Source organism: uncultured Thermomonas sp. (genome assembly GCF_937872235.1).
Taxonomy (GTDB): Bacteria; Pseudomonadota; Gammaproteobacteria; order Xanthomonadales; family Xanthomonadaceae; genus Thermomonas; species Thermomonas beijingensis.
In genome coordinates this window covers 1-22,454 of record NZ_CALMPC010000059.1, presented here as the reverse complement: position 1 = coordinate 22,454, position 22,454 = coordinate 1, and the positions used below count along the sequence as shown (strand labels likewise).

Below are 22,454 nucleotides of genomic sequence, written 5' to 3'. Positions count from 1 at the left end.
GATCGTAGTGGTCGCGGTGGTGGTGGGTTGTGAATCTGCACTTGCGCAACCGGTCAGCAGGGCGATCAGAGTGAGGCAGGCGGTGCGGTACATGAGGAACGCTCGCTTGGGTGGCAGGTGTTATCCGATATACCACGATGCTGCGGCTTGCGATGAACAATTACTGCGTGACGCTTACTGGCTGTCGCGGCGCGATGCCAGCCGGTCAGCCAGACGGGTAGGTTCCGGCAGGCGATAGGTGGTGACAAACCGCATCACCAATTCCGCTGCGGAGGCCATCGCCACTTTATGCCCGGGTGAGATCACCAGCGGCAGGCAGCCGGGTTTGCTGCGCAGCAACCAGCCAATTTGTTCGCGGCCATCGCGCAATGGCGTGAATGCACCCCGCATCCCGTGCAGTGCCTGCCTCGCTTCGCCCACATGAATGCTTTTGCCCACGCCAATACTGGGCAGGCCCGTGACCACACCAAAATGTGCGGCAATGCCCAAGCGGCGAGGGTGTGCGATGCCGTGGCCATCCACAAACGCCAAATCCGGCGGTGAGGACAGCATGTTGAGGGCTTCCAGCAGCGCCGGCAATTCGCGGAAACTGAGCAGCCCAGGGATGTACGGCATGCGCGTGGGCAGGCATGCAACCTGTTGGTCGATGACGGCAAGCGTGCTGGCATCCAGCAATACGGCGGCAGCGCGAGTGATGCTGCCGGCTTCCTCAAACCCGACATCAAAGCCGGCAACCGTGCGCAGTGGCTTGGCAAAGCCATCGCGCAGCGACACTTGCCGAGCCAGTTCGATTTGCAGCGCACGCATGGCATCGCCATTGCCATGCCATTCGGGCAGGTCGGGCTTGTGGTCCATCAATCCTGATTCACCTGCAGCTGGCTACGACCAGCGCTATCAAATTGCACGGTATAGCGGATGCCATAGGTGGCTTCATCCATCTCGCCCACAGTGCAATGGCATAGAGCGCGCACCAAGGCCGGTAGGGTATTGCTGTGGCCGATGATCAGCACATTGCCATGCGGGTATCGCTGCCGCAGCTGGCTGGCGAAGGTCACGGCATCGCTGGCGTCGTACTCCAAGATAGCCAGCCCGTGTGCTTGCGCAGTGGGCGCGGCGGTTTGCCGGGCGCGTTGGGTGGCGGTGCTGTAGATTGCTTCTAGCGGCACCTTGGCCAATAGCGTTGACAGCTGTTCGGCGCGAGTGCGGCCGGCAGGCGTCAGCGGGGGGTCTTTGCCGGCGGCGAGGTCTTTTTCGGCATGCCGCACCAGGTACAGCGTACTCGCCGTAGCCGGCGGTGCAGGCGTTGACGCACACGCGCTGATAAGTACACATGCAGGAAACAACATCGCACGAAGCAGGGTCATCGAGGGGCTCCTTTATCCATGGCAATCAAAAGCCCACGCGCCGCATTGAAGCGGGTGCTGGCATCGGGCAATTCCAGCAGGATGCGCAATTTGTCCGGGCCGTCCATCTTGTAGTGCGTGGGCTGGCCTTGAATCAAGCGGATCACCGCCATCGGGTCCACATTGGGCTTTTCGACAAATTGCACGCGGCCGCCCTTCTCGCCCAGCACCAATTTCCGAATCCCCAGCGCCGTGGCATGCAGCTTCAATTCGGCGGTGGCGAACAGGTGTTTGCCGGCGTCCGGCAGCAGGCCGAACCGGTCAATCATTTCCACCTGCAATTCACGCAGCGCATCCACACTGCGGGCGGCGCTGATGCGCTTGTACAAAGTCAGGCGCGCATGCGGGTCGGGCAGGTAGTCGTCGGGGATCAGGGCGGGCACATGCAGATCCACTTCCGCGCCGAAGCGATCATCGGCATCGGTGTCGGGCAGTTTGCCTTGCTTGATGCTGCGCACCGCACGTTCCAGCAATTCGGTGTACAGGCTGAAGCCGACTTCGGCCATCTGCCCGCTTTGGCCTTCACCCAGCAGCTCGCCGGCACCGCGAATTTCAAGATCATGCGTGGCCAAGGTGAAGCCGGCACCCAGCTCGTCCATCGAGGTGATGGCCTCCAGTCGCTTTTTGGCATCCGGGGTGATGTTGCGGCCATCGGGCACCAGCAGATAGGCATAGGCGCGATGGTGGCTGCGGCCCACGCGGCCACGCAACTGGTGCAACTGGGCCAGCCCGAATTTGTCGGCGCGGTTGATCAGGATGGTGTTGGCGTTGGGGATGTCGATGCCGGACTCGATGATGGTGGAACACAGCAGCACATTGGTGCGTTGCTTGTGGAAGTCCAGCATCACGCGTTCCAGTTCACGCTCGTGCATCTGGCCGTGGGCAATGCCGATGCGCGCATCCGGCACCAAGATTTGCAGCGCATCGTGCATGCGGCCGATGCTTTCCACATCGTTATGCAGGAAATACACCTGCCCGCCGCGTGACAGTTCGCGCAGGAAGGCTTCCTTGAGCAGCGCGTCGTCCCAGACGTGGACAAAGGTTTGCACCGCCAGCCGGTGGGCCGGTGGGGTCGCAATAATCGACAAATCGCGCAGCCCACTCATCGCCATGTTCAGCGTGCGTGGAATCGGGGTGGCGGTCAGCGTCAGCAGGTGCACGTTGGCGCGCAGCTTCTTCAGCGCCTCCTTCTGGCGCACGCCGAAGCGCTGCTCCTCGTCGACGATGACCAGGCCCAGGTCGCTGAACTTCACGTCCGGCTGCAGCAGCCGATGGGTGCCCACGATCACGTCGAGCTTGCCCTCGGCCAGCTTCTGCAATTCCGCCTCGATTTCCTTCTTGCTCTTGAAGCGGGACAGCACTTCCACCCGCAGCGGCCAGTCGGCGAAGCGGTCGCGCAGGTTCTGGTAATGCTGCTCGGCCAGCAGGGTGGTGGGCACCAGGATCGCCACCTGCTTGCCCGCGCTGGCGGCCGCAAAGGCGGCGCGCACCGCCACCTCGGTCTTGCCGAAGCCGACGTCGCCGCAGACCACGCGGTCCATCGGCTGCGAGGAGGCCAGGTCGCGCAGCACCGCTTCGATGGCGGCGTGCTGGTCGGGGGTTTCCTCGAACGGGAAGGTGGCGGCGAACGGCTCGTACATCGCCCGGTCGACAGCAATGGCCAGTCCTTGTCGCGCGTGTCGCTTGGCTTGGATTTCAAGCAACTCGGCGGCCACATCGCGGACCTTCTCGGCGGCTTTTTTCTTCGCCTTGGCCCACTGCTCGCCGCCCAGGTTGTGCAGCGGCGCGGTGTCGGGGTTGGCCCCGGAATAGCGGCTGATGCGGTCCAGTTGCGCCACCGGCACATACAGGCGGTCGCCCTTGGCGTATTCGATATCCAGAAACTCGCCGGGCATGCCGCCCACGGCCATCGCGATCAGCCCACGATAGCGGCCCACGCCGTGATCTTCGTGCACGATCGGGGCGCCCAGCGAGAGCTCGCCCAAGTCACGGATGATGGCTTCGGGTTCGCGCCCGGCACGCTTGCGGCGGCGCGGCTGGCTGGCGCGTTCGGGGAAGAGTTGGCGCTCGGTGAGCACGCACAGTGGCGGCGCATCCAATGCGAAGCCGTCATCGAATGCGGCGACGGTGATGGCTAATCTGCTCCCGTCATCCCGACTTGCGCCAGGATGACGGGCAAAAGCGCTCCAGCTCTCCACCCCCGCCAGCGGCATCCCCGCTGCCTCCAACACCTCGCGCAGGGCCTCGCGGCGGCCGGCGGAATCGGCGGCAATCAACACCCGGCCCGGATAGCTTGTCAGGAAGCTGCGCAAGGCATCGGCAGGGGCGTGGTCTTTTTGCGTCAGCGGCAAGGCTGGGGCTGGTTGCACGGGCAGCGTGTGGGCCTCGGCATAGCGCGGATGTTGCGTGTTGCAAATGTCGATCCGGTTGCCTTGGTTCAAGCGTTCACGCAGGGCACCCGGTGCCAGCCAAAGCTCGCCGGGGGGCAGCAAGGGGCGCTCGATATCGTGGCGCAGTTGATCGTAGCGGTGCTCGATGTGTTGCCACGCCTGCTCGCTGGCCTCCAAGGCGCCCTCACACAGCACCGGCATGGCGCCGGGCAGATAATCGAACAAGCTCGCGGTACTGCTGTCGTGGTTGCGGTCATTGGCAAAAAACAACGGCAGGTAATACTCGATACCCGCCGGTGCCAGACCGGCTTTCAGATCCTGCACCAGTGCGCTGCGGCGGGTGTCGATGTCGAAGCGTTCGCGCAGCGCGTCCAGTGCACGCTGCACATGGGCATCGTCCATCGGCACTTCGCGGCCGGGCAATAATGCAATCGCGCTGATTTTTTCCAGCGAGCGCTGGCTGTCGGGATCAAAGATGCGGATCGAATCGATCTCGTCATCCAGCAATTCAATCCGAAACGGGGTGTCTGCGCCCATCGGATACACATCCAGCAGCCCGCCGCGCACGGCAAAATCACCGGGATCGAACACCTGCGGCACGTTGCGATAGCCGGCTGTTTCCAGCCTGCGCTTTTCCGCATCCATGTCCAGCTGCTGGCCAAGCTTCAAATCAAACCGGTTGCCCAGCACATGGCTGCGCGGGGCTAGCCGTTGCATCAAGGTGGCGGCAGGCACGATGACTATGCCGCGGGTCAGCCCGGGTAGCCGCGCCAAGGTGGCCAGGCGCTGGCTGACGATCTCCGGGTGCGGGCTGAAGCGGTCGTACGCCAGTGTTTCCCAATCGGGGAAGCCCAGCACCGGCAGCGCGGGCGCGCTGGCCAGCAGGATGCGCAGATCGGTTTCCAGTTGCTGTGCGGCGTGGTTGTCACGCGCAATGGTCAGTAGTGGGCCATTGTGCTGCTGCGCGGCCGCAGCAATCGCGCAGGCCAATGCAGTGCTGGAAGCCGGCGCACGCCAGTAGGCGCGAGCCTGGCCGCTGCGGGGCAAGGGGGGGGCAAACGCAAGCAAGGATTCAGACATGACATGATCGGCAGCGCCGGACGCAGCACGCCAGCGCTTGTGTGGTTGGGTTGTGTGGGAAATTTTACCCCTGCACGCTGCTCAGGAAGGCCGGTGGCGGGAGTGGGGGTTTGGGTTTGGGCGGTGGGATATTCAACACCACCCGCACCAAACCGGCTTCACCGGCGGCTTCGCGATGGAAGCCCAGTGACTGCGCCAGCGCTTGCATCGGCAGATTGCTTTCCAATACATCGCCATACACGCGCAGCACCTTGCGGCCCTTGGCCCAACGCACCAGCCGGCGCATCAAGTGCCGGCCCAAACCCATGCCATTGACGTAGTGACTGACCAGGATGGCGAATTCCGCATCTTTGCCATTGGCGTCGATGCAAATGCGCGCCACCGCGCCAATCAACGCCTCGCCCGGCGGTAGTGGCTCGGCAGCGACCAGCGCGAAGTCGCGGCGCGGGTCGGGTCGGGTGAGCTGCTCGGCTTGCTTGTGGCTGAGCTCCTTCATCGGATGCAAGAAGCGCTGGCGAATTTCATCTGGCTCCAGCAAGGTAAACGTGGCTTGTATTGGCCCGGCGTCTTCCGGCCGAATCGGGCGGATCAAAATATCCCGCCCGTTGCTGAGGCGGACATGTTCGTGCCACGGGGGCATGCGGTTGCGAGCGGACATGGCAGCATCATCGCGTGACAGGTGTTAAAAAAATGAACGGCGCGTGTCCGTTCGGTGAGTTCATGCCGGTGGAGTATGCGACTTGCCGCGCAAGCGCGACAGGGCCGAAAGTATCGCCACCAGCAGTGCGCCGGCCAACACCCCAACCCCGCCATTGAGCAACGCGCCCCACAGCCAGCCCAAACTCCCCGTGCTCAGCGCAGCAATGGCGTGGTGCAACGGCGCGATGCCATGCGCCAGGATGCCGCCACCCACCAGAAACATCGCCACCGTACCGGCCACCGACAAGAACCGCATCAGCTTCGGCGCGAAGGCCAGAATGCCGCGGCCCAGTGCGGCGCTGAGGTTGCCGGCGCTGGGGCGGGCCAGGTGCAGGCCCACATCGTCCAATTTGACGATGCCAGCCACCAGCCCATACACCCCCACCGTCATCAACAGCGCAATCGCCACCAAGACGCCCAATTGTGCGGGCAGCGTTTGCGTGGCCACCGTGCCCAGCGTGATCACGATGATTTCCGCCGACAGCACAAAATCGGTGCGAATGGCGCCTTTGATCTTGTCCTGTTCGAAGGCGAGCAGGTCCACGGCGGGGTTGTCCACTGCCCGCACCAGCGCGGCGTGGTGCTGAGCGTCTGCCTGCCGATGCAGGAACTTGTGGGCCAGTTTTTCCGCCCCCTCAAAACACAGATAGCCGCCGCCCAGCATCAGCAGCGGCAGAATCAAAGGAACGGGGGTGCCCTGCGTTTTCAGCCAGGCCTCCAGCGCGGCGATGGCCAATGCCGCCGGCACCAGAATCGCCTTGTTGATCAGCGAGCCTTTGAACACCGCCCACACCACCGGCAGCTCACGTTCGGCGCGAATGCCGGATACCTGTTCGGCATTCAGCGCCAGATCGTCGCCCAGTACGCCGGCGGTCTTGCCGCTGGCCACTTTGGTCATGGATGCGATGTCATCCAGCAGGCTGGCGATGTCGTCGAACAGGGCAAAAAAACTGGAAGGCATCAGAAACCGGGGCCAGGAATGGGGATGGAGGGAATTATGCGGGCTTAATTCCCGCTGTCTCCTGTTCCACCCTGTTCCTACAGCGGGGCTTTCAGCCATTCCACGCGGGCGGATGCGCCGGTTTCGCCCAGCGCGCCGGCCATCGCCGCCAAGGCTGGCTGCATCAGGCCATCAAACTGCCACGGGGCATTGAGCAGCAGCAGGCCGCTGCCATTCATGCGTAGCGGGGAGTCATCCGGGCGCACCAGCAATTCCAGCAGCAGGCTGGATTTGGCCGATAGCCCCGCCGCCTTGCGGTAGAACGTGTGCAGGCTGCGACGCTGTTTGATCGGGTACCACAGGGCGAACATGCCCTGCGGCCAGCGTGCCAACCCTTCGCGCAGGGCGGCCAGCGCGAAGTCGAATTCGTCCAGTTGCGCCTCATACGGCGGGTCGATCAGGACCAGTCCGCGGGCGAATTTCTGTGCGCCGTGTTTGGCTGGCAGCAGCGCCTTGATCGCGGCGTAACCATCGCGCGCATGCACGGCCATGCGCGGGTCGGCTTCGAAATGGCTGCCCAGCACTTGCGCTTCTTCCGGATGCAATTCGCACAGCGCGATGCGGTCTTGTTCGCGCAGCGCATGCGCCAGCAGCCACGGTGAGCCGGGGTAGCTGTGCGCGCCGTGTTGCTCGCGGCAGGCTTGCACTGCGGCCAGATAGCGGCGGATCGCGGGTTGCCTGGGGGTTTCTGCGATCAAGCGGGCAATGCCGTCCTGCGCCTCACCGGTTTTCTGCGCGGCTTCGCCATCCAGGCGATACAAGCCGCGTCCGGCGTGGGTATCCAGTGCGAAGCAGGGCGCAGGCTTGCTGGTCAGTGCATCGCACAGGGCCAGCAAGACCACGTGTTTGAGCACATCGGCGTGGTTGCCGGCGTGAAAGGCGTGGCGGTAATTCATGCTGCAATTCTACGGCAGGCATACCGGCTGCCCGGCATCAGAACGTGGTGGGCGTCACGTCCTTGCCGGCAACGGTATGACCGATGGCCCACGAATCTGCATAAGCACATGTCTAGACTCCAGTGTTCTTGTGACGAGGGGATAGCCAATGAAACGATGGAGTTTGGCAACCGCAGTGTTGCTGGTGTGCACACAGGCGGCATTTGCGCAGGAGCGCGTGGATCTGGATATGACCGCGAAGATTCGCCAAGAGGCGTTTGCACGCTCGCAGGTGATGAAGACGCTGGATCACCTGACCGACGTGATCGGGCCGCGCTTGACTCTGTCGCCTTCCATGCTTGAAGCCAACCGCTGGACACGCAGCAAATTCACCGAATGGGGCATGGCCAATGTGCATGACGAGGCGATTGACGACCTCGGCCGCAGCTGGGCGTTTACCGATGCCAGCGTGGAAATGCTCAGTCCGCGGGCGATGCCGCTGCATGCGCTGCCCAAGGCGTGGACGCCGGGTACCACCGGGCCGGTGGAAGGCGAGGCGATATTCGCCAAGATCGAGTCCAAGGCGGATCTGGAAAAGTGGAAAGGCAAGTTGCGCGGCAAGATCGTGTTCACCGATGACTTGCGTGCCTACAAGCCCAATGAAAAGTCTGATTTCCAGCGCCACGACCATGACAGCCTGGAAGAATTGATTTCATATCCACTGGCCGATGACCGCAAGACGGATCCGGCGATGATTGCGCGCTTTCGTGCGCGCATGGAGCTGGCGCCGTTGATCAATCAATATCTGGTTGACGAGGGCGTGGTCGCGACAGTGTCGATCAGCAGTTGGAACGATGGCATCGTGCGGGTCATGGGCGGTGGTTCGCGCAAAGCCGGTGAATCGGCAGGCGTGCCATCACTGGTGATGATGGCCGAGCACTACAACACAGTGATGCGTGCGCTGGAGCGCAAAGAGCCGGTGAAACTGCGGTTGGCGGTGGACGCCAAATTCCTTAGCGATAACAACCAAGCCGGCTACAACACGATTGCCGAAATCCCCGGCAGCGGCCCGCAGCGTGATGAGGTGGTAATGCTGGGTGCGCATATGGATTCCTGGCATGCCGGTTCCGGTGCCAATGACAATGGCGCGGGCGTGGCGGTCATGATGGAAGCCATGCGCATTTTGAAAGCCGTGGGTGCCAAGCCCAACCGCACCATCCGGGTGGCATTGTGGACTGGTGAAGAGCAAGGCCTGATTGGCTCGCAGGAATACGTGAAGCAGCACATCGGCAAGTTCGAAGAACCCAAAGACCCCGAACAAAAAGCACTGCCGGCCTTCTTGCGGCCCAGCAAGGGCAAGCTGATCCGAGGCCAGGACTACGGCAAGGTGTCGGTGTATTTCAATCTGGACAACGGCAGCGGCAAGATTCGCGGCATCTATGCGCAAGAGAATCTGGCCGTCGCGCCGATTTTTGCCGAATGGCTGAAGCCGTGGAATGACGTGGGAGCAACCATCGTCACCCAGCGCAATACCGGCAGTACCGACCACATCAGTTTTGATGCCGTGGGCGTGCCCGGATTCCAGTTTGTGCAAGACCAGCTGGATTATTTCAGTCATGTCCACCACACCGATCTGGACGTACAAGACCATGCAGTGGAAGCCGATTTGAAGCAGGCCTCCGCGATTGTGGCCTCGTTCGTGTACAACGCAGCCACTCGCCCGCAGAAGCTGCCGCGCAAGCCATTCGTTGAGAACTGAGCACGCGTAGCCAGTGAGGTACCGGCAGGCCGGCAGTCGGCGGCCTGTCGCATTCGGGTGGCCCAATCTCCCACACACGCACCACAAGGCGCACCGTGATGGCGTATGCCGGGTAAAATGGCCGGATCATGCGTCTTAATCGTCATATCGCCGACACCGGCCACTGCTCCCGCCGCGAGGCCGATCAACTGATCGCCGAAGGTCGGGTCACCGTCAATGGTCTGCGCGCCGGCATCGGCGCCGAGCTGGGCGAGGGTGACGAGGTCCGCATCGACGGCACGGCACTCGCCGCGCGCAGCGCCAGCAAGGGCCAGCGCCGGCATGTGTACATCGTCCTGAACAAGCCGGTGGGGATCACCTGCACCACCGAAGCCTCGGTCAAAGGCAATATCGTCGAGTTTGTCGGCCACCAGCAACGGATATTCCCGATTGGGCGGCTGGACAAGGATTCTGAAGGTCTGATTCTGCTGACCAGCAATGGCGATATCGTCAACCGCATCCTGCGCGCGGAAAACAAGCTGGAAAAAGAGTACCTGGTCGCCGTCAACCATCAGGTCACCGATGAATTCTTGCGCGCGATGGCGCGCGGCGGAGTGCCGGTACACGGTCAGGCCACCTTGCCTTGCAAGACCGGCAAATTGGGCCGGTTTGGCTTCCGGATCGTGCTGACCCAGGGCTTGAACCGGCAAATACGGCTGATGGCGGCGCATTTTGGCTACCGGGTGAAACAGCTGCACCGGGCGCGCATCGGCAGTCTGAAGCTGGGCCATCTCAAGCCCGGCCAGTGGCGCAATCTGAGCGATGCCGAGTTGCGCAGCTTGCTGCCGGAACAGGCCGATTGGTAGGGCCAAACCGGGTTGTTAAAAAAAATTTCGCGTGGGTTCACACTTGCGACCAAAAACAGGGTATGGTGCGCCCACTGTTTCAAGCGGGATCACGGTACATCGTGACCCGATGCGGTAGATCCATTGCGATCCGCTCATCGTGTGCGTTACCCCTTGCTCGACAGTCATACCCCGGTTTCGAGGTATGTGTCCATTTCCAAACTGTTTATCTAGGAGTTGCAAACATGTCGGATCGTCAGACCGGTACTGTCAAGTGGTTCAACGACGCCAAGGGCTTTGGCTTCATCACCCCGGAAAGCGGCCCGGACGTTTTCGTCCATTTCCGCTCGATCCAGGGCACCGGCTTCAAGTCCTTGCAGGAAGGCCAGAAGGTCACCTTCAAGGTCGTGCAGGGCCAGAAGGGCCTGCAGGCCGACGAAGTGCAGGCCGGTTGATTCCGCCTGCGCCTCGCGCGAAAAACCCGGCTTCGGCCGGGTTTTTTTTTGTTAGGCGCACACATTGTGTAGCGCCCCGAATCGGGCAGGGCTCAGGATTTCTTGAGCAGCCCCAGCAGGGCCAATATGCAAAATACGGCGCTGGCCAAAAAGGTGAAAGACGCCCCCAGCTGCTCCCACAGCAGGCCTGCCACCGCACTGGCGATCAACATCGCCACACCACTGACCAGATTGAACATACCGAATGCGGTGCCGCGCAGATCGGCCGGTGCAGTATTGGCGACCATCGTTGCCAGCAAGCCCTGGGTCATTCCGAGATGGATGCCCCACAGGGCAACCCCCGCCAGTACTGTGCTCCAGTGCCCATCGTGCGCCAGCACCAAGTCGGCGGCGAGCAGTACCAGCAGGCCCAGCCCCAGCAGCGTTCGGTGGCGCATCCGATCAGAGAGCTTGCCGAAGGGGTAGGCCGATGCTGCATAAATGGCATTCATCGCCACCATCACCAACGGCACCAGTGCCAGTGCAATGCCGCTTTGCTGGGCGCGCAGCACTAAGAATGCTTCGGAAAAGCGTGCCAAGGTGAACACCGCACCCACCGCCACCACCCACCAATAGGCCCCGCTCAGGCGTTCGAGATTGTCACGCCGAATCGGGTTGCGGCGTTTTTCGGCATTCGGTGCTGCCGGCTCGCGCACCCCCAATAGCAGCAACGCGACCGCCAACAGACCAGGAATCACCGCGACCCAGAACACTGCCCGGAAGTCATTGGCCCATAACAGCATCAAGCCCACGGCCAGCAGCGGGCCCAGCAAGGCCCCTACGGTATCCAGCGATTGGCGCAAACCGAATGCGGCCCCGCGTATCGCGGCGGGCGCGATGTCGGCAATCAAGGCATCGCGGGGTGCGCCACGCACGCCTTTGCCCACGCGATCCAATAGCCGCGCGCTCAGAACGATGCCCAGACTGGGCGCAAGCGCGAACAACGGCTTGCTCAACGCGCCCAAGGCATAGCCAAACACCGCCAAGCCTTTGCGCTTGCCCAGATAGTCAGACAGCGTTCCGGAAAAGACTTTCACGAGCAGTGCGGTTGCTTCGGCCAGGCCTTCAATCAAGCCCACCACCAGCGCACTGGCACCCAAGGTTCCGACCATGAACAGCGGCAGCAGGCTGTGGATCATCTCCGAGGAAATGTCCATCAGCATGCTGACAAAGCCCAGCACCCAGATCCCGGCAGGAATGCGTAAGGCGGATTGCGAGCTGGGCATCGGGGAGGGTACCTGCAAGCTGAGGTGGTTCGAACGCTACAAGCCGAATTGGGTTCCCGCACCCAACAAGGTGGCCGCACCCAGCACTGCAAAGATGGCGGCGGCGATGCTGTGCACCAGTTTCATCGGGATTTTGGCCGCCAGTTTGTCGCCAATAAACACCGCCGGCACGTCGGCAATCAACATTCCCAGCGTGGTACCGGCGATAACCAGCAGCGGGGTACCGTAATGGGCGGCCATGGCAATCGTGGCGATCTGGGTTTTATCGCCCATTTCAGCCAGAAAGAAGGTGATCAAGGTCGCCCCGAACACACCGAAGCGGCTGGCAATGGTGGTTTCTTCGTCCTCGATCTTATCGGGGATCAAGGTCCAGATCGCCATGCCGATAAACGACAGACCCAGCACCCAGCGCAGAATACCGGGGTTCACGCTATGGGTGATCCATGCGCCCAGTGCGCCAGCCAGCCCGTGGTTGACCAAGGTGGCGGCAAGAATACCGAGGATGATGGGGACGGGCTTCTTGAAGCGTGCGGCCAGGATAAAGGCCAGCAGTTGGGTCTTGTCACCGATTTCAGCCAGGGCAACGACACCGGTGGAGACGAGGAGTGCTTCCATGAGGGCTCCGAGGCCGGTCTGCGGACGATTGACCACGACGCTTCCCCGGCCAACTCGGAGGCGTGGTGGTCAAAGGTCTTGCCAAGCGATGGGTACCGCCTGCGCCATGGCATGTCTGCCAAGTGTGTTGACGCAGGCCACTTCGGGATGAAGTGCGGCTACTCCCCAATGACCCGGCCAGTTTATCAGTTCGCGTTGGTTCGCGCCGCGAACAGGCCGCCCCATAGCGCATCCACGCGCTTTTCCACTGCGGCATCCAGCTGGATCGGTTTGCTCCACGTGCGGGTGGTTTCCGCCGGCCATTTGTTGGTGGCATCCAGGCCCAGTTTGGAGCCCAGATTGGGCGTGGGGCTGGAGAAGTCCAGATAGTCGATCGGGGTCTTGTCGATCAGCACGCTGTCACGCACCGGGTCGACGCGGGTCGAGATCGCCCAGATCACTTGCGACCAGTCACGCACGTCGATGTCGTCGTCGGTGACGATCACGAACTTGGTGTAGGTGAACTGGCGTAAATAGGACCAGATACCCATCATGATCCGGCGTGCGTGGCCCGGATACTGCTTGCGAATGGAGACCACCGCGATGCGGTACGAACACGCTTCCGGCGGCAGGTAGAAGTCCACGATCTCGGGGAATACCTTGCGCAGCAGCGGCACGAACACGTCGTTCAGTGCCATCGCCATTACCGACGGTTCGTCGAACGGCGCCCGGCCCATGTAGCTGCCCTGGTAGATGGCGTTTTGGCGCAGGTGCATGCGCTGGATCGTCATCACCGGGAAATGGTCTTGCGCGTTGTAGTAACCGGTGTGGTCGCCAAACGGGCCTTCCAGCGCGGTTTCCGCCGGGTCGATGAAGCCTTCCAGCAGGATCTCGCAACCGGCTGGCGCATCCAGGCCGGTGAGCTTGCTGGGCCAGACGCGGGTGCGTTGGCCGCGCAACAGGCCGGCAAATTCGTATTCGGACAAGGTGTCCGGAATCGGTGCAACCGCAGCCAGCAAGGTGGCCGGGTCGGCACCGATCGCCACCAGGATCGGAAATGGTTTGCCCGGATGGCTGGCCTTGAAGTCAGCGAAATCCAGCGCACCGCCGCGGTGCGGCAACCAGCGCATGATGATGCGGTTCCTGCCGATCACCTGCTGACGGTAGATCGCCACGTTCTGGCGTGGCTTTTGGGTGCCACGGGTGATGACCAGCCCCAGCGTGATGAGCTTGGCGGCATCCTGCGGCCAGCAGCGCTGGATCGGCAGGCGTGACAAATCCACGTCGCCACCCTCCAAGGTTTCATATTGGAACGCGGCTTCCCGCACTTTTTGCGGGGCGACGTGTGCCAGCTGCGCCAGTTCCGGCCACGTCCCCAGTGCCTCGCGCAGGCTGGACGGCCATTTGGGTTCTTTGATGGCGGCCAGCAGCTCGCCCAATTCGCGCAACGATGCCAACGGCCGTCCGGCCAGCGCTGCTTCGATGCGGTCGCGGTGGCCGTACAGATTGCCCAGATAGGCGTGCTGGCTGCCGATCGGCTGTTCCATCAGCAGCGCTGGGCCGCCTTCGCGCAGGGCGCGCAGGCTGAGCGAGGTGGTTTCGAGTTCGGGATCGACCGGCGCGTCGACGCGCTGCAGGCGTCCTTGGCGTTCCAGGGCGGACAGAAAGCTGCGCAGGTCGTGGAAGCTCATGCAAGGCCTGAGGTCGGGGGCGGCTAGGGGGGAGTGAGCGTGCCGGCGCGCAGCGCGGCAGCGATGGCCTGTTGCCACGGGGCAATGACCAGGCCATGTGCGCTGCGCCAATCGGCATCGAACAAGGTTTGTTGGTAGCGCTTGCCGCGATCACACAGCAAGGTCACCAAACTGCCGCGCTCGCCACGGGCGCGCATCTGGCTGGCCAACTGCAGGCAAGCGACGAAATTGGTGCCCGAAGAGCCACCGTAGCGGGTGCCCAGCAGGTCTTCCAGTTGCAGTGCTGCCGCAATCGATGCGGCATCGTCCACTTCCGCCACCGCATCCACCACATCGAAAATGAAGCCCGGTTCTACCCGTGGCCGGCCGATGCCTTCGATCAAGGTGGGCTGGCTGGCCACGGCGCCGCGATCCCGGTGGCGCCAACCGTGCACAAAGCCGCTGCCGGTGGGTTCGGCCACGCACAGGCGGGTCTCCAGCCGGCGGTAGCGCAGGTAGCGACCGATGGTGGCCGAGGTGCCGCCGGTGCCGGCACCGCACACGACCCAAGTGGGTTCCGGTTGTGGTTCGCGGCGCAGCTGGCCAAGGATGGATTCGGCGATATTGTTGTTGCCGCGCCAGTCGGTGGCGCGCTCGGCCAGCCCGAACTGGTCCAGATGGCAGGCACCATTGGCGGCGTGCTGGGCGGCGTGGGCATGGACTTGGCTTGCATCTTCCACCAGATCACATTGCCCGCCCAGCGCTTGCACCGCCTGGATTTTCTGCGGCGCAGTGCAGGCCGGCATCACTGCGATAAAGGGCAGCCCCAGCAGGCGCGCAAACCACGCTTCGGAAATCGCAGTACTGCCGGAGGAGGCATCCACCACGGTTTGCCCCGCATGCAGGCGGCCATTGCACAGCGCGTACAAGTACAGCGAACGTGCCAGGCGGTGCTTCAGGCTGCCGGTGGGGTGGGTGGATTCGTCCTTGAAATAAAACGCAATGTCGGGGAAACCCGGAAAATCCAGCCGCAGCAGGTGGGTGTCGGCCGAGCGCGTGGCTTCCTGCTCCAGCAGGGCCAAGGCATCGCGCACCCAGTGCCGGGTGGCGGCAGCATGATCGAATGAGGAGATAGTCATGCGACGCATCATTGCTTGGATGACGGCAATCCTCAACCTGCCAGGAGTCGCTGGACTTGCGTGGCGAGGTGTTCGAAGTACATGTCGATATAGCTGACGCCGTTTTCAGCGTCGATCAGATACGGGTTCATCAAGGTATGCCGCAAAATAGTCAGGCGGTCGCCGCCTTCCTCTCCCAGACTTGCCATATCCAAACCGAGCGCATCGAGGATGCGTTGGGTTTCGGCATCGCCCAAGACATCGGGGCGCAAGGTGGTGACCGATCCGAAGAATTGTTTGTCTTGCAATGGGCGGCTTGGGTCGCAGCGCAATTCGTCGTGCAAATGGCGAACGAATGTATTGGCAGTGGCAACGCGGTGATTGCCCACCGGATTCAGGGCAACGCAAACAAGATTGCTGTCGGGCACAAACGGTACCATCACATGCACCACAGCGGACATGGCTTTGGCAAACTGCAGTGCGCGGGCATGGAAGGCTTCGGCATGATGAATGGTATTGGCGGGCAGCAAGCCGAAATGGGCATGGTCGAGTGGCAGCACTTTATGGGTGACGTACACCCCGGCCACACTGGCGCCGGATTTGGAACCTTCGGGGATGAATTGGCCCAAGCTGCGATAGCGGTTTAAATAATCCTTGGGGGTGTCGGCATGGAACACATAATCGGCGGCCTCGGCCAGCAAGCCCACGGCGCGGTGGTCGCGGCAAATGAACGCGCCTGCGCCATAAGGCAGGTAGCCTAATTTGTGCGGATCGACGGTGACCGAATCAGTTTGCCCCAGCGCGGCCACCGCGTTGTAAACATCCACTGATGGGAACTGCTGGAAGCCCATCGCCACCGCCTCGCGTGTGCGCAAGCTGCCATCTTCATTGCGGAACAACGTGGCCAGATAGCCACCCCAGGCGGCATCTACATGCACACCAAAGCCCATCCCGCGTGCGGCAAAGCGGTCACGCGCCGAAACCACAGCATCGATGGGATCCACGGTGCCGTATTCGGTGGTGCCCAGTACCGCGACCGCCAGCAATACCGGCTGTCGTTCGCGCAGGCAGCGCTCCAGCGTGGTTTCCAGTGCATCCACATCGGTACGCATGCCGCGCTCTGGCAAGAGTGCCAATTGATCGCGGCCAAGACCCAGCAGTTTGCAGCCCTTGCTCCACGAATAATGCGCGGTGATCGGAGCCAACACCTTGGGTACTTTCAGGCTGCTGTGTTTGGCAAAAAAACCCACTAGGCCAGATTGCTCGATACGTGCATCACTGACGCGCATCTGCCAATGTCTGCGTTCGGCCGCTGTGGCCTGTGTCAGCCAATGCTGCCATTGCGCATACAGCGCAATGCTGGCACTGGGAGATAAATTGAACGCCGACCAGTCATCCTCGGGCAGGGTCAGCTCGGGCACATCTGCAGCACGCAATGCCACCGGAAATGCCTTCAGCGCCAATGCCAACCGCAACGCCTGATAATTGGCGACGGTACCGCCCGAAGTCAGGTGGCCAAATGCGCATTCCGGCTGCGCGGGGTCGTGTGCATATCCCAGCATGCGCGCCAGTTGCAGGCCCACTTGCACTTCCATGTCCACCGTGACCGGCGCCGCATCTTCAGACACATTATTGGGGTTGTATGGCAGGGTCAGAATTTGTGCGACCAGTCCTGGCAATAGCAAATCCGACGCCATGTGGCCGATGTAGCGCGGACTATGGAATGGCACCGATTTCTTCAGCGCGGCCGAGAGTTGGTGCAGCTCACGACGCATGCGGGCCGCAAACGCCAAGTAGTCTGGGTGATGGGCCGCGTGGGTGCCGATGGCAATCGGGTCTTCGGGGTGGAAGTTGCGCCGCCAATACACATGGTCACGTAAAAATTCGACCACCAATTTTTCTAAAAGATTGTCATTTTCTGCATAAGGACCGAGGAAGCAGGCATCCAGCATGGGCGGGCGTGACCCGGTGGCAGTGTGTTGTGATGGCATGGGTTGAATCCGACTCAATTAGCGCAGCAACAGCAGCCAACCGGCCGGGTTGTGCATGCGGGCGATGCCGTAGATGAAGGTGAAGGTGGCCAGGGCGGTGATGTAAAACCCGATGCGCTGGCTACGGCTGCGCTTGGGACGCATCGCCAAGATGCCCAGTACGATGTAGGCCACCACCAGGCAAAGTTTTACGGTGAGCCAACCATTGGCGAACATCGCTCCCGGCAACATCGAAAACAACATGGTGGCCGAGGTCAATAAAATGGTGTCCACCGTGTAGCTGGTGTACTTCGGAAGCCAGTGCTGCGGCCAGTGCGCACCCAGGATTGCCGCGCCGCCGCGCAGCGCGAAGATCGCGCCACTACACATCACTGCATGCACATGCGTCCATTTGACTTGCGGGTAGAACTCCATCATCGGCGACATGTGCGTGTGTCCTCAGCCCGGCCGCCCATCGGCACGCGGGTGCAGATAGATCGACAGCGAGCGCAGCGCCCACGGCAGGAACGCCAGCAGCCAGCCGGCGGCGGCAATCACCTGCCACAGATAACTATCGGGAACGGCCTCGGCTGCAATCCGCGTGATGGCCACCAACTGCAGCATGGCAAACGCAAACCAGCCAGCGGCGGGCATTGCCATTGGGCGGCCGGAATGACCTTGGGTCACGCGGGTCACCATCGCCACCAGCAAGCTGCCGAAGAAGCCAATATAGATCGCGTGTTGCGGGCCACGGCCCAATATGAATTCGCCGCCAAATGCATACAGCGCGCTTTGTGCAGTGAATAGTGCGAACGCCACCGGCAGCCACGCAAAGCCGAAGAACAACACGCGCAAAATGCCCGGGGCTTTGCCATGCGGCCACCAGCGCCACAACACATACGCGCTACCCAGCGCGAGCACGCCATCCACCGGCCACAGCCATGCATTGGCATGCGCCAGTTCCAGACCCAGATGGGCCAGCAGCAACACCCACAGCGCAGCAATAATTTTCATCGGCCGCCAGGCACGATAGCCCGGCACTGCATTGCCGGCGAAGAACGGGAACATGCGGTGAGCCACCGACAAGTACACTGGCAGCAGCAAGGCGAAGGTACCCAACTTGATCGATACCACCACCGTCCATGCTGCGGCCCCGTGCAGGAAGGCGGCCATCAGAAATACGCCCAGCAGGCCGAATGACAGCGCTGCAAAGCACGACCACGCATGCCATGTGGGTCCTTTGCCGGCACGGCGCTCGGCCAGCAGCACGCGCAGCAATTGCACCAGCCCATAGCCCCAGCCCACCAGCGACATCACCACGCCGATATGCACCATCGGCTCTTGCCCCAGCAACATGCCGCCTACCACCGCCACCTGCCCACCCAGTAACCCCAACCCCACCGGCACGTAATGCCAGCGCGACAGATCCGGCATCCCCATCCAGCGCGGAAAGGTGGTCAGCAAAAAGCCGAACATGAAGGGCGGCAATAATTGGTATTGCATGATGAAGGCGTGCATCCAGCCGCCAAACGGCGTACCAGCGCGCAAGCCAATCACACCCCAGCGTGCATCGATCAACCACAGCAGCCACCAGCTCATCGCCAGCAAGACATTGAGTGCGCCGACGAAAAACAGCAGCCGGTGCGGGGCGGTGGTCAGCAGGGCGGGCGAGAGGCCAGTCGCGGATCGATTCGGCGGGGTCTTGTTCATGCCGGCTAGTGTCGCGCAGGGGCGCGCCGGTCGCCTTGATTCAAGTCAGTAGCGTGCCGTGGAGGGGATCCCCCGATTGCGATGGGCAAGCCGTCCTGGCCCACCCGGCAGAAGTTCCCACACGTATTTGCTGCGCGATAACCCGGGGTTGCGCAAACTTCAGGCGATGACGACCGTCAATGGAATCTCCCGCTTCTTCTTTTTCTGCAGATTCCATGACATCACGCCGGTGCGTGCGTAGGATTTTTCGCAATCCTGAATCGACGGGCCGCGCATGTCGCCTTCCAGATAGGCCAGCCCCGGGCAACGGCTGCAACTGCTGCCATGCACACAGGACGAGCACCCGTTCAGGTCTGACACGCGGATCGCACGCACCTCGTTGAGTTGTGGCGAGTCGCGCCAGATATCGATGAAACGCTGCTCGCGGACGCTGCCCACCTTGTACGGAAACTGCACGCAGGGATACACATCGCCATACGGCGAGACGTAGCAGGCGGTGTGGCCGGCGCTGCAGGGCAGGGTTTCGTAGGCTTCTTCCATCGGCGTGGGGCCGCTGGGTGGCGACAGCATCTGCTCGGCTTGGTCACCCAGCAGGGAGGCATCCTGCAGCACACCCGCCAGTCGGCTTGCATCCATGTTCAAGTCCAGGATGGAGCGGTCGCCGTCCATCATGGGGGTGATGGTGGCATCCACCTCGTAGCGGATGCCCATGTCATCTGCCAGTGCCTGCACCTGCTTGTAGTGGTCGGCGTTCTGCTTCATCAGCACATTGGCGAAGATGACCTTGACGCCGGCATCGCGCAGGAAACGGACGCCCTCCATCGTGCGCTTGAACGAACCTGGCAGCTTGGTGATCTGGTCGTGGGTGGCGGCATCGTGCGAATACAGGCTGACCTGCACCGACTCCACATTCAGTGCGGCAATGCGCTTGGCCTTGGCGGCGCGAATCATGACCGCGTTGGTTTTCAGCTTTACCGAAAATTGCAGCTTGCGGGCGTACTCCACGATCTCGAACAGATCCGGCCGCATGAAGATTTCGCCGCCGCTGATGTTCAGAAAGAACGTGCCCGCCGCCGCCAGCTGATCCAGCAGGCCCAGGATTTCGGCGGTCGTCATCTCGCCGTGATCGTCGTGATCGAGATAGCAGTGGATGCAGCGCTCGTTGCAGCGGTAGGTCAAATCCAGCTGCACGCCCAGCGGGATACCCAGCGAGAGCGCGCGTGCGCCCATGTCCCCCATCACGCTCATGAGTGGCGTTCCTGTCTAGTGTGCGAAGGGTTGCTCGGCGATCAGCAGGATGCCGCGCTCAGCCAGGCTATGTGCCAGTTCGGTGGCATCTGCCAGCGCGATGTCGTAATCGATGTCGAATTGCGCGCATAGCGTGTGTGCCACGATCTCGTCCAACGGAGTTTTGCCGTCGGCGGCCTGCCACAGCAGCGCGGCGGTTTCATTCAGGCTGAACAGCGAGGAGTCGCGGGCCAGCATGATCATCAGCTCGTCGCCAATCCGGCGCGCCGCAACGTCGCTGGAATGGAGGATATACAGCGGGTTGCTCATGCTTCATTTCCAATCATGTCCCAGACGCGAGCATCGGGGAAGAACGTGAGACGCCGAACCGGTATGCATGCGGCCAAGGCGATGGCGTTGTCGAACACCTTGGCTGTGAGCGCCTTGTCCTTGGCGAAATACAGGATATTGGTCATGACTGCGCGTATTGCTTCGGCCGGGCTGAGGTCGTCGATGCGGTTGTCGGGGCCTTGCGCCAGCAGGAACACCCCCGCCAGCGGGGCGCGGATATTTTCGCCGGGTGTTGCCAGTTCACCAGCAAACGGCGTGCCATACGCGTAATAGCCGTCCGCTTCGCGGCGGATAAATGACATCTCATCGGTCAGGATGTGTGCACCGGGCGGTACCAGCCGTGAAATAGTGGTTTTGCCCGCGCCGGACACGCCCGTGCACACGAAGGCGCGCCCGTCCGCCAGTACCACGCTGGAGGCGTGCATCAGCATGCCGCCCTGTTCGGCCAGCAGCACCGTGTGGAGGATGCGCAGCACCGAATCCAGCGCATACGGGTTGGCGCGCAGGCGTGCCGTGCCGTGGCGGGTGGCGGGATCCCAGCGGGCTTCGAAGTCGCCGCGCAGCAGGTGCCAGCCTTCGTCCTCGCGGCGCACACTGACCTCGATGTCGCTGAGCTCGTCGGGCGCATCGGGGGTGTATGTGAAGGGAAGAATATCGATGTCGAAGATGTAATCGGGCGTATCCACGCTGCCGATGAAACCGCGGAAGCGGTCGACCATCAGCGTATTGAACTCCGCGGAGGCGGCACGCAAACGGACGCTGATCCCGCCGATGCGGACGTCGAGATGATGAGGGCGAAGATCGGTCATGCCGTGATAGCGGTGATGCGTGGCCAACGGCAGGCAATACGGTGGGCCAGTGGCACGTTGCGCAGCAGCCAGCGGGTGGTCCGCGGCAACAGGCGGCGGTGGTGGCCAACCGGATGCGCCAGGATGCGCGAGCGGCGGACGTGTGCTTCCAGCACACCCAACACCTGGCTGGGGTGGACCGGTGCATCGGGGCTGGGCAACGCATCGCCCATCGTGATCAGGTGGTCGCCATTGCAGGACACCAGGCGATGCGCCACCAGCGCCGCGTCGCGACGCACCAGCACGATCTGCCCCAAGGCAAGCTCGTCGGCCGCCGCTTTGCGGAACACCAGCAAGTCGCCGGGGGCGATGGCGGGCAGCATGCTGCTGCCCAGCGCGCGGAAGCGAAGCTGGCCGAACCGCTGCAAGGCCTCCTGCGCCAGCGCAACGCGGGCGCAGGAGGCAGCGGCTGGGTGGTCGGTGCTGCTCAAGAGGTTTTGCGGTTGTCGTGGCAGGACTTCTGGGTGTCGGCGAGCTTGCCGCAAGACAGGGCCATGGTCTCGAACACGGTTTCGTGACGGAAGGCGGGCTTGAGGTACTCGCGCTTGCGCGCCGGCTGGGTGGCGCGCTGCTCGGGGGCGATGTGGGCCTGGGTCACTGTGGGTTACTCCAATCCGTTCTGGCTGGCCTGGACGGCGTTGCCGCCGGCCGCCTGCTGCGTGAAATAGATTTGCGCCGCACCGGGGGCGGTGCTGTTGTTGTCGAGCACGATGCCGCCGGTGCCGCCGGGCGTTTGCAGCGCCGCGCCGGGCGTGTTGCTGGTGCTCCAGGCGATGGGCGTGAAGCTGTCGCTGGTGGGGTCGGTGCCAGTGGCATTGGTCACGGTGACGTTGGTCAAGGTGCTGTGCACGGTGCTGTTGTCGTCGCCTGCGACATCGCCCAGGGCATCACGGGTGATGGTGAGAGTGCAATCGGTGGTGTTGGAGTTGCTGCACCCCGACGACAACGTTGCCGCGGTGTAACCGTTGCTCAGGGCATTGATGGCGGCGATCAAGGCGTCGCGATCGGCGCTGCGGCTGCCTGCGGAGCTGAAGCTCACCGTTGTGCCGTTGACCGTGATGTTGCCGCGGTTGCCACTATCGGGGATGCCGCGATAGTCGCGGTTTTGATTGGTGCCATTGTTGGTGCCGCGCGCGATGTTCAGCGTCCAAGTCTCGCTGCTGCCCGGCAACCCGGGCACGAACTGGTTCAACGGATACATGTACAGGCAGGCACC

At 62.5% G+C, this 22,454-nt stretch carries 22 protein-coding genes and 1 riboswitch; of the genes, 3 read left to right on the top strand and 19 right to left on the bottom strand.

The annotated features are described in order from the left end of the window. Positions 1–174 precede the first annotated feature (174 nt). The 6 genes from nfi to rlmJ all read right to left on the bottom strand — a co-directional run bounded on the left by nfi (position 175) and on the right by rlmJ (position 7,468). On the bottom strand, positions 175–855 hold the full coding sequence (nfi, locus tag QWB57_RS05155) for a deoxyribonuclease V (protein ID WP_223626516.1): 681 nt from the start codon (positions 853–855) through the stop codon (positions 175–177). Beyond that, positions 855–1,364, bottom strand: coding sequence for a phosphoglycerate mutase family protein (locus QWB57_RS05150; protein WP_223626518.1), 510 nt, complete (start codon positions 1,362–1,364; stop codon positions 855–857). The genes nfi and QWB57_RS05150 overlap by 1 nt, the downstream gene beginning before the upstream one ends. After that, entirely contained in the window at positions 1,361–4,873 is a 3,513-nt protein-coding gene (mfd, locus tag QWB57_RS05145) for a transcription-repair coupling factor (protein WP_288968609.1), read from the bottom strand. The genes QWB57_RS05150 and mfd overlap by 4 nt, the downstream gene beginning before the upstream one ends. Before the next feature lie 64 nt (positions 4,874–4,937). Then, positions 4,938–5,531 (bottom strand): GNAT family N-acetyltransferase, encoded by a 594-nt coding sequence (locus tag QWB57_RS05140; protein WP_288968607.1) that lies wholly within the window; start codon positions 5,529–5,531, stop codon positions 4,938–4,940. 60 nt (positions 5,532–5,591) lie between these two features. Continuing rightward, complete coding sequence (locus QWB57_RS05135) at positions 5,592–6,536, bottom strand: DUF808 domain-containing protein (RefSeq protein WP_223627727.1); 945 nt, start codon at positions 6,534–6,536, stop codon at positions 5,592–5,594. 74 nt (positions 6,537–6,610) lie between these two features. After that, a complete protein-coding gene (gene rlmJ / locus QWB57_RS05130) occupies positions 6,611–7,468 on the bottom strand; it encodes a 23S rRNA (adenine(2030)-N(6))-methyltransferase RlmJ (RefSeq protein WP_223626525.1) in 858 nt (285 codons plus the stop codon). A 148-nt stretch (positions 7,469–7,616) separates the two neighbouring features. Here rlmJ and QWB57_RS05125 point away from each other — a divergent pair, with 148 nt between their 5' ends. The 3 genes from QWB57_RS05125 (at position 7,617) to QWB57_RS05115 (ending at position 10,485) form a co-directional block, all read left to right on the top strand. Further along, a complete protein-coding gene (locus QWB57_RS05125) occupies positions 7,617–9,206 on the top strand; it encodes a M20/M25/M40 family metallo-hydrolase (RefSeq protein ID WP_223626528.1) in 1,590 nt (529 codons plus the stop codon). Between the two features lie 128 nt (positions 9,207–9,334). Continuing rightward, the gene (locus QWB57_RS05120) at positions 9,335–10,051 is read left to right on the top strand and encodes a pseudouridine synthase (RefSeq protein ID WP_223626531.1); all 717 of its coding nucleotides are present in this window, start codon (positions 9,335–9,337) and stop codon (positions 10,049–10,051) included. Between the two features lie 224 nt (positions 10,052–10,275). After that, the gene (locus QWB57_RS05115) at positions 10,276–10,485 is read left to right on the top strand and encodes a cold-shock protein (protein ID WP_223626533.1); all 210 of its coding nucleotides are present in this window, start codon (positions 10,276–10,278) and stop codon (positions 10,483–10,485) included. Between the two features lie 92 nt (positions 10,486–10,577). Here the strand turns inward: QWB57_RS05115 and QWB57_RS05110 are convergent, their stop codons facing one another. The 13 genes from QWB57_RS05110 to QWB57_RS05050 all read right to left on the bottom strand — a co-directional run. Continuing rightward, positions 10,578–11,750: an MFS transporter gene (locus QWB57_RS05110; RefSeq protein ID WP_288968605.1), complete on the bottom strand. Its 1,173-nt coding sequence runs from the start codon at positions 11,748–11,750 to the stop codon at positions 10,578–10,580. A 36-nt stretch (positions 11,751–11,786) separates the two neighbouring features. Beyond that, positions 11,787–12,365 carry a TMEM165/GDT1 family protein gene (locus tag QWB57_RS05105; protein WP_223626537.1) on the bottom strand — a complete coding sequence of 193 codons (579 nt, stop codon included), beginning with the start codon at positions 12,363–12,365 and terminating at the stop codon, positions 11,787–11,789. A gap of 3 nt (positions 12,366–12,368) precedes the next feature. Then, positions 12,369–12,549: riboswitch (yybP-ykoY riboswitch) on the bottom strand. Position 12,550: 1 nt separating this feature from the next. After that, on the bottom strand, positions 12,551–14,035 hold the full coding sequence (locus QWB57_RS05100) for a UbiD family decarboxylase (RefSeq protein WP_223626539.1): 1,485 nt from the start codon (positions 14,033–14,035) through the stop codon (positions 12,551–12,553). A gap of 23 nt (positions 14,036–14,058) precedes the next feature. After that, positions 14,059–15,153, bottom strand: a complete 1,095-nt coding sequence (locus tag QWB57_RS05095; protein ID WP_223626541.1) for a PLP-dependent cysteine synthase family protein — start codon at positions 15,151–15,153, stop codon at positions 14,059–14,061. Between the two features lie 32 nt (positions 15,154–15,185). Beyond that, entirely contained in the window at positions 15,186–17,123 is a 1,938-nt protein-coding gene (locus QWB57_RS05090; RefSeq protein WP_288968602.1) for a pyridoxal-dependent decarboxylase, read from the bottom strand. Positions 17,124–17,141: 18 nt separating this feature from the next. Then, positions 17,142–17,549, bottom strand: a complete 408-nt coding sequence (locus QWB57_RS05085) for a SirB2 family protein (protein WP_317851745.1) — start codon at positions 17,547–17,549, stop codon at positions 17,142–17,144. A 12-nt stretch (positions 17,550–17,561) separates the two neighbouring features. Further along, entirely contained in the window at positions 17,562–18,812 is a 1,251-nt protein-coding gene (locus QWB57_RS05080; RefSeq protein ID WP_288968601.1) for an NnrS family protein, read from the bottom strand. 159 nt (positions 18,813–18,971) lie between these two features. Continuing rightward, positions 18,972–20,060 (bottom strand): radical SAM protein, encoded by a 1,089-nt coding sequence (locus tag QWB57_RS05075; RefSeq protein WP_288968600.1) that lies wholly within the window; start codon positions 20,058–20,060, stop codon positions 18,972–18,974. A gap of 15 nt (positions 20,061–20,075) precedes the next feature. Beyond that, positions 20,076–20,369, bottom strand: a complete 294-nt coding sequence (locus QWB57_RS05070) for a PqqD family protein (RefSeq protein WP_288968599.1) — start codon at positions 20,367–20,369, stop codon at positions 20,076–20,078. Further along, positions 20,366–21,199 (bottom strand): hypothetical protein, encoded by an 834-nt coding sequence (locus QWB57_RS05065; RefSeq protein WP_223626555.1) that lies wholly within the window; start codon positions 21,197–21,199, stop codon positions 20,366–20,368. The genes QWB57_RS05070 and QWB57_RS05065 overlap by 4 nt, the downstream gene beginning before the upstream one ends. Then, a complete protein-coding gene (locus QWB57_RS05060; RefSeq protein ID WP_288968596.1) occupies positions 21,196–21,669 on the bottom strand; it encodes a S24/S26 family peptidase in 474 nt (157 codons plus the stop codon). Before QWB57_RS05060 ends, QWB57_RS05065 begins: the two co-directional genes overlap by 4 nt. Further along, entirely contained in the window at positions 21,666–21,836 is a 171-nt protein-coding gene (locus QWB57_RS05055) for a hypothetical protein (RefSeq protein WP_288968594.1), read from the bottom strand. Before QWB57_RS05055 ends, QWB57_RS05060 begins: the two co-directional genes overlap by 4 nt. Before the next feature lie 6 nt (positions 21,837–21,842). Beyond that, positions 21,843–22,454: hypothetical protein (locus tag QWB57_RS05050; RefSeq protein WP_288968592.1), on the bottom strand; the 612-nt coding region annotated here is incomplete at its 5' end.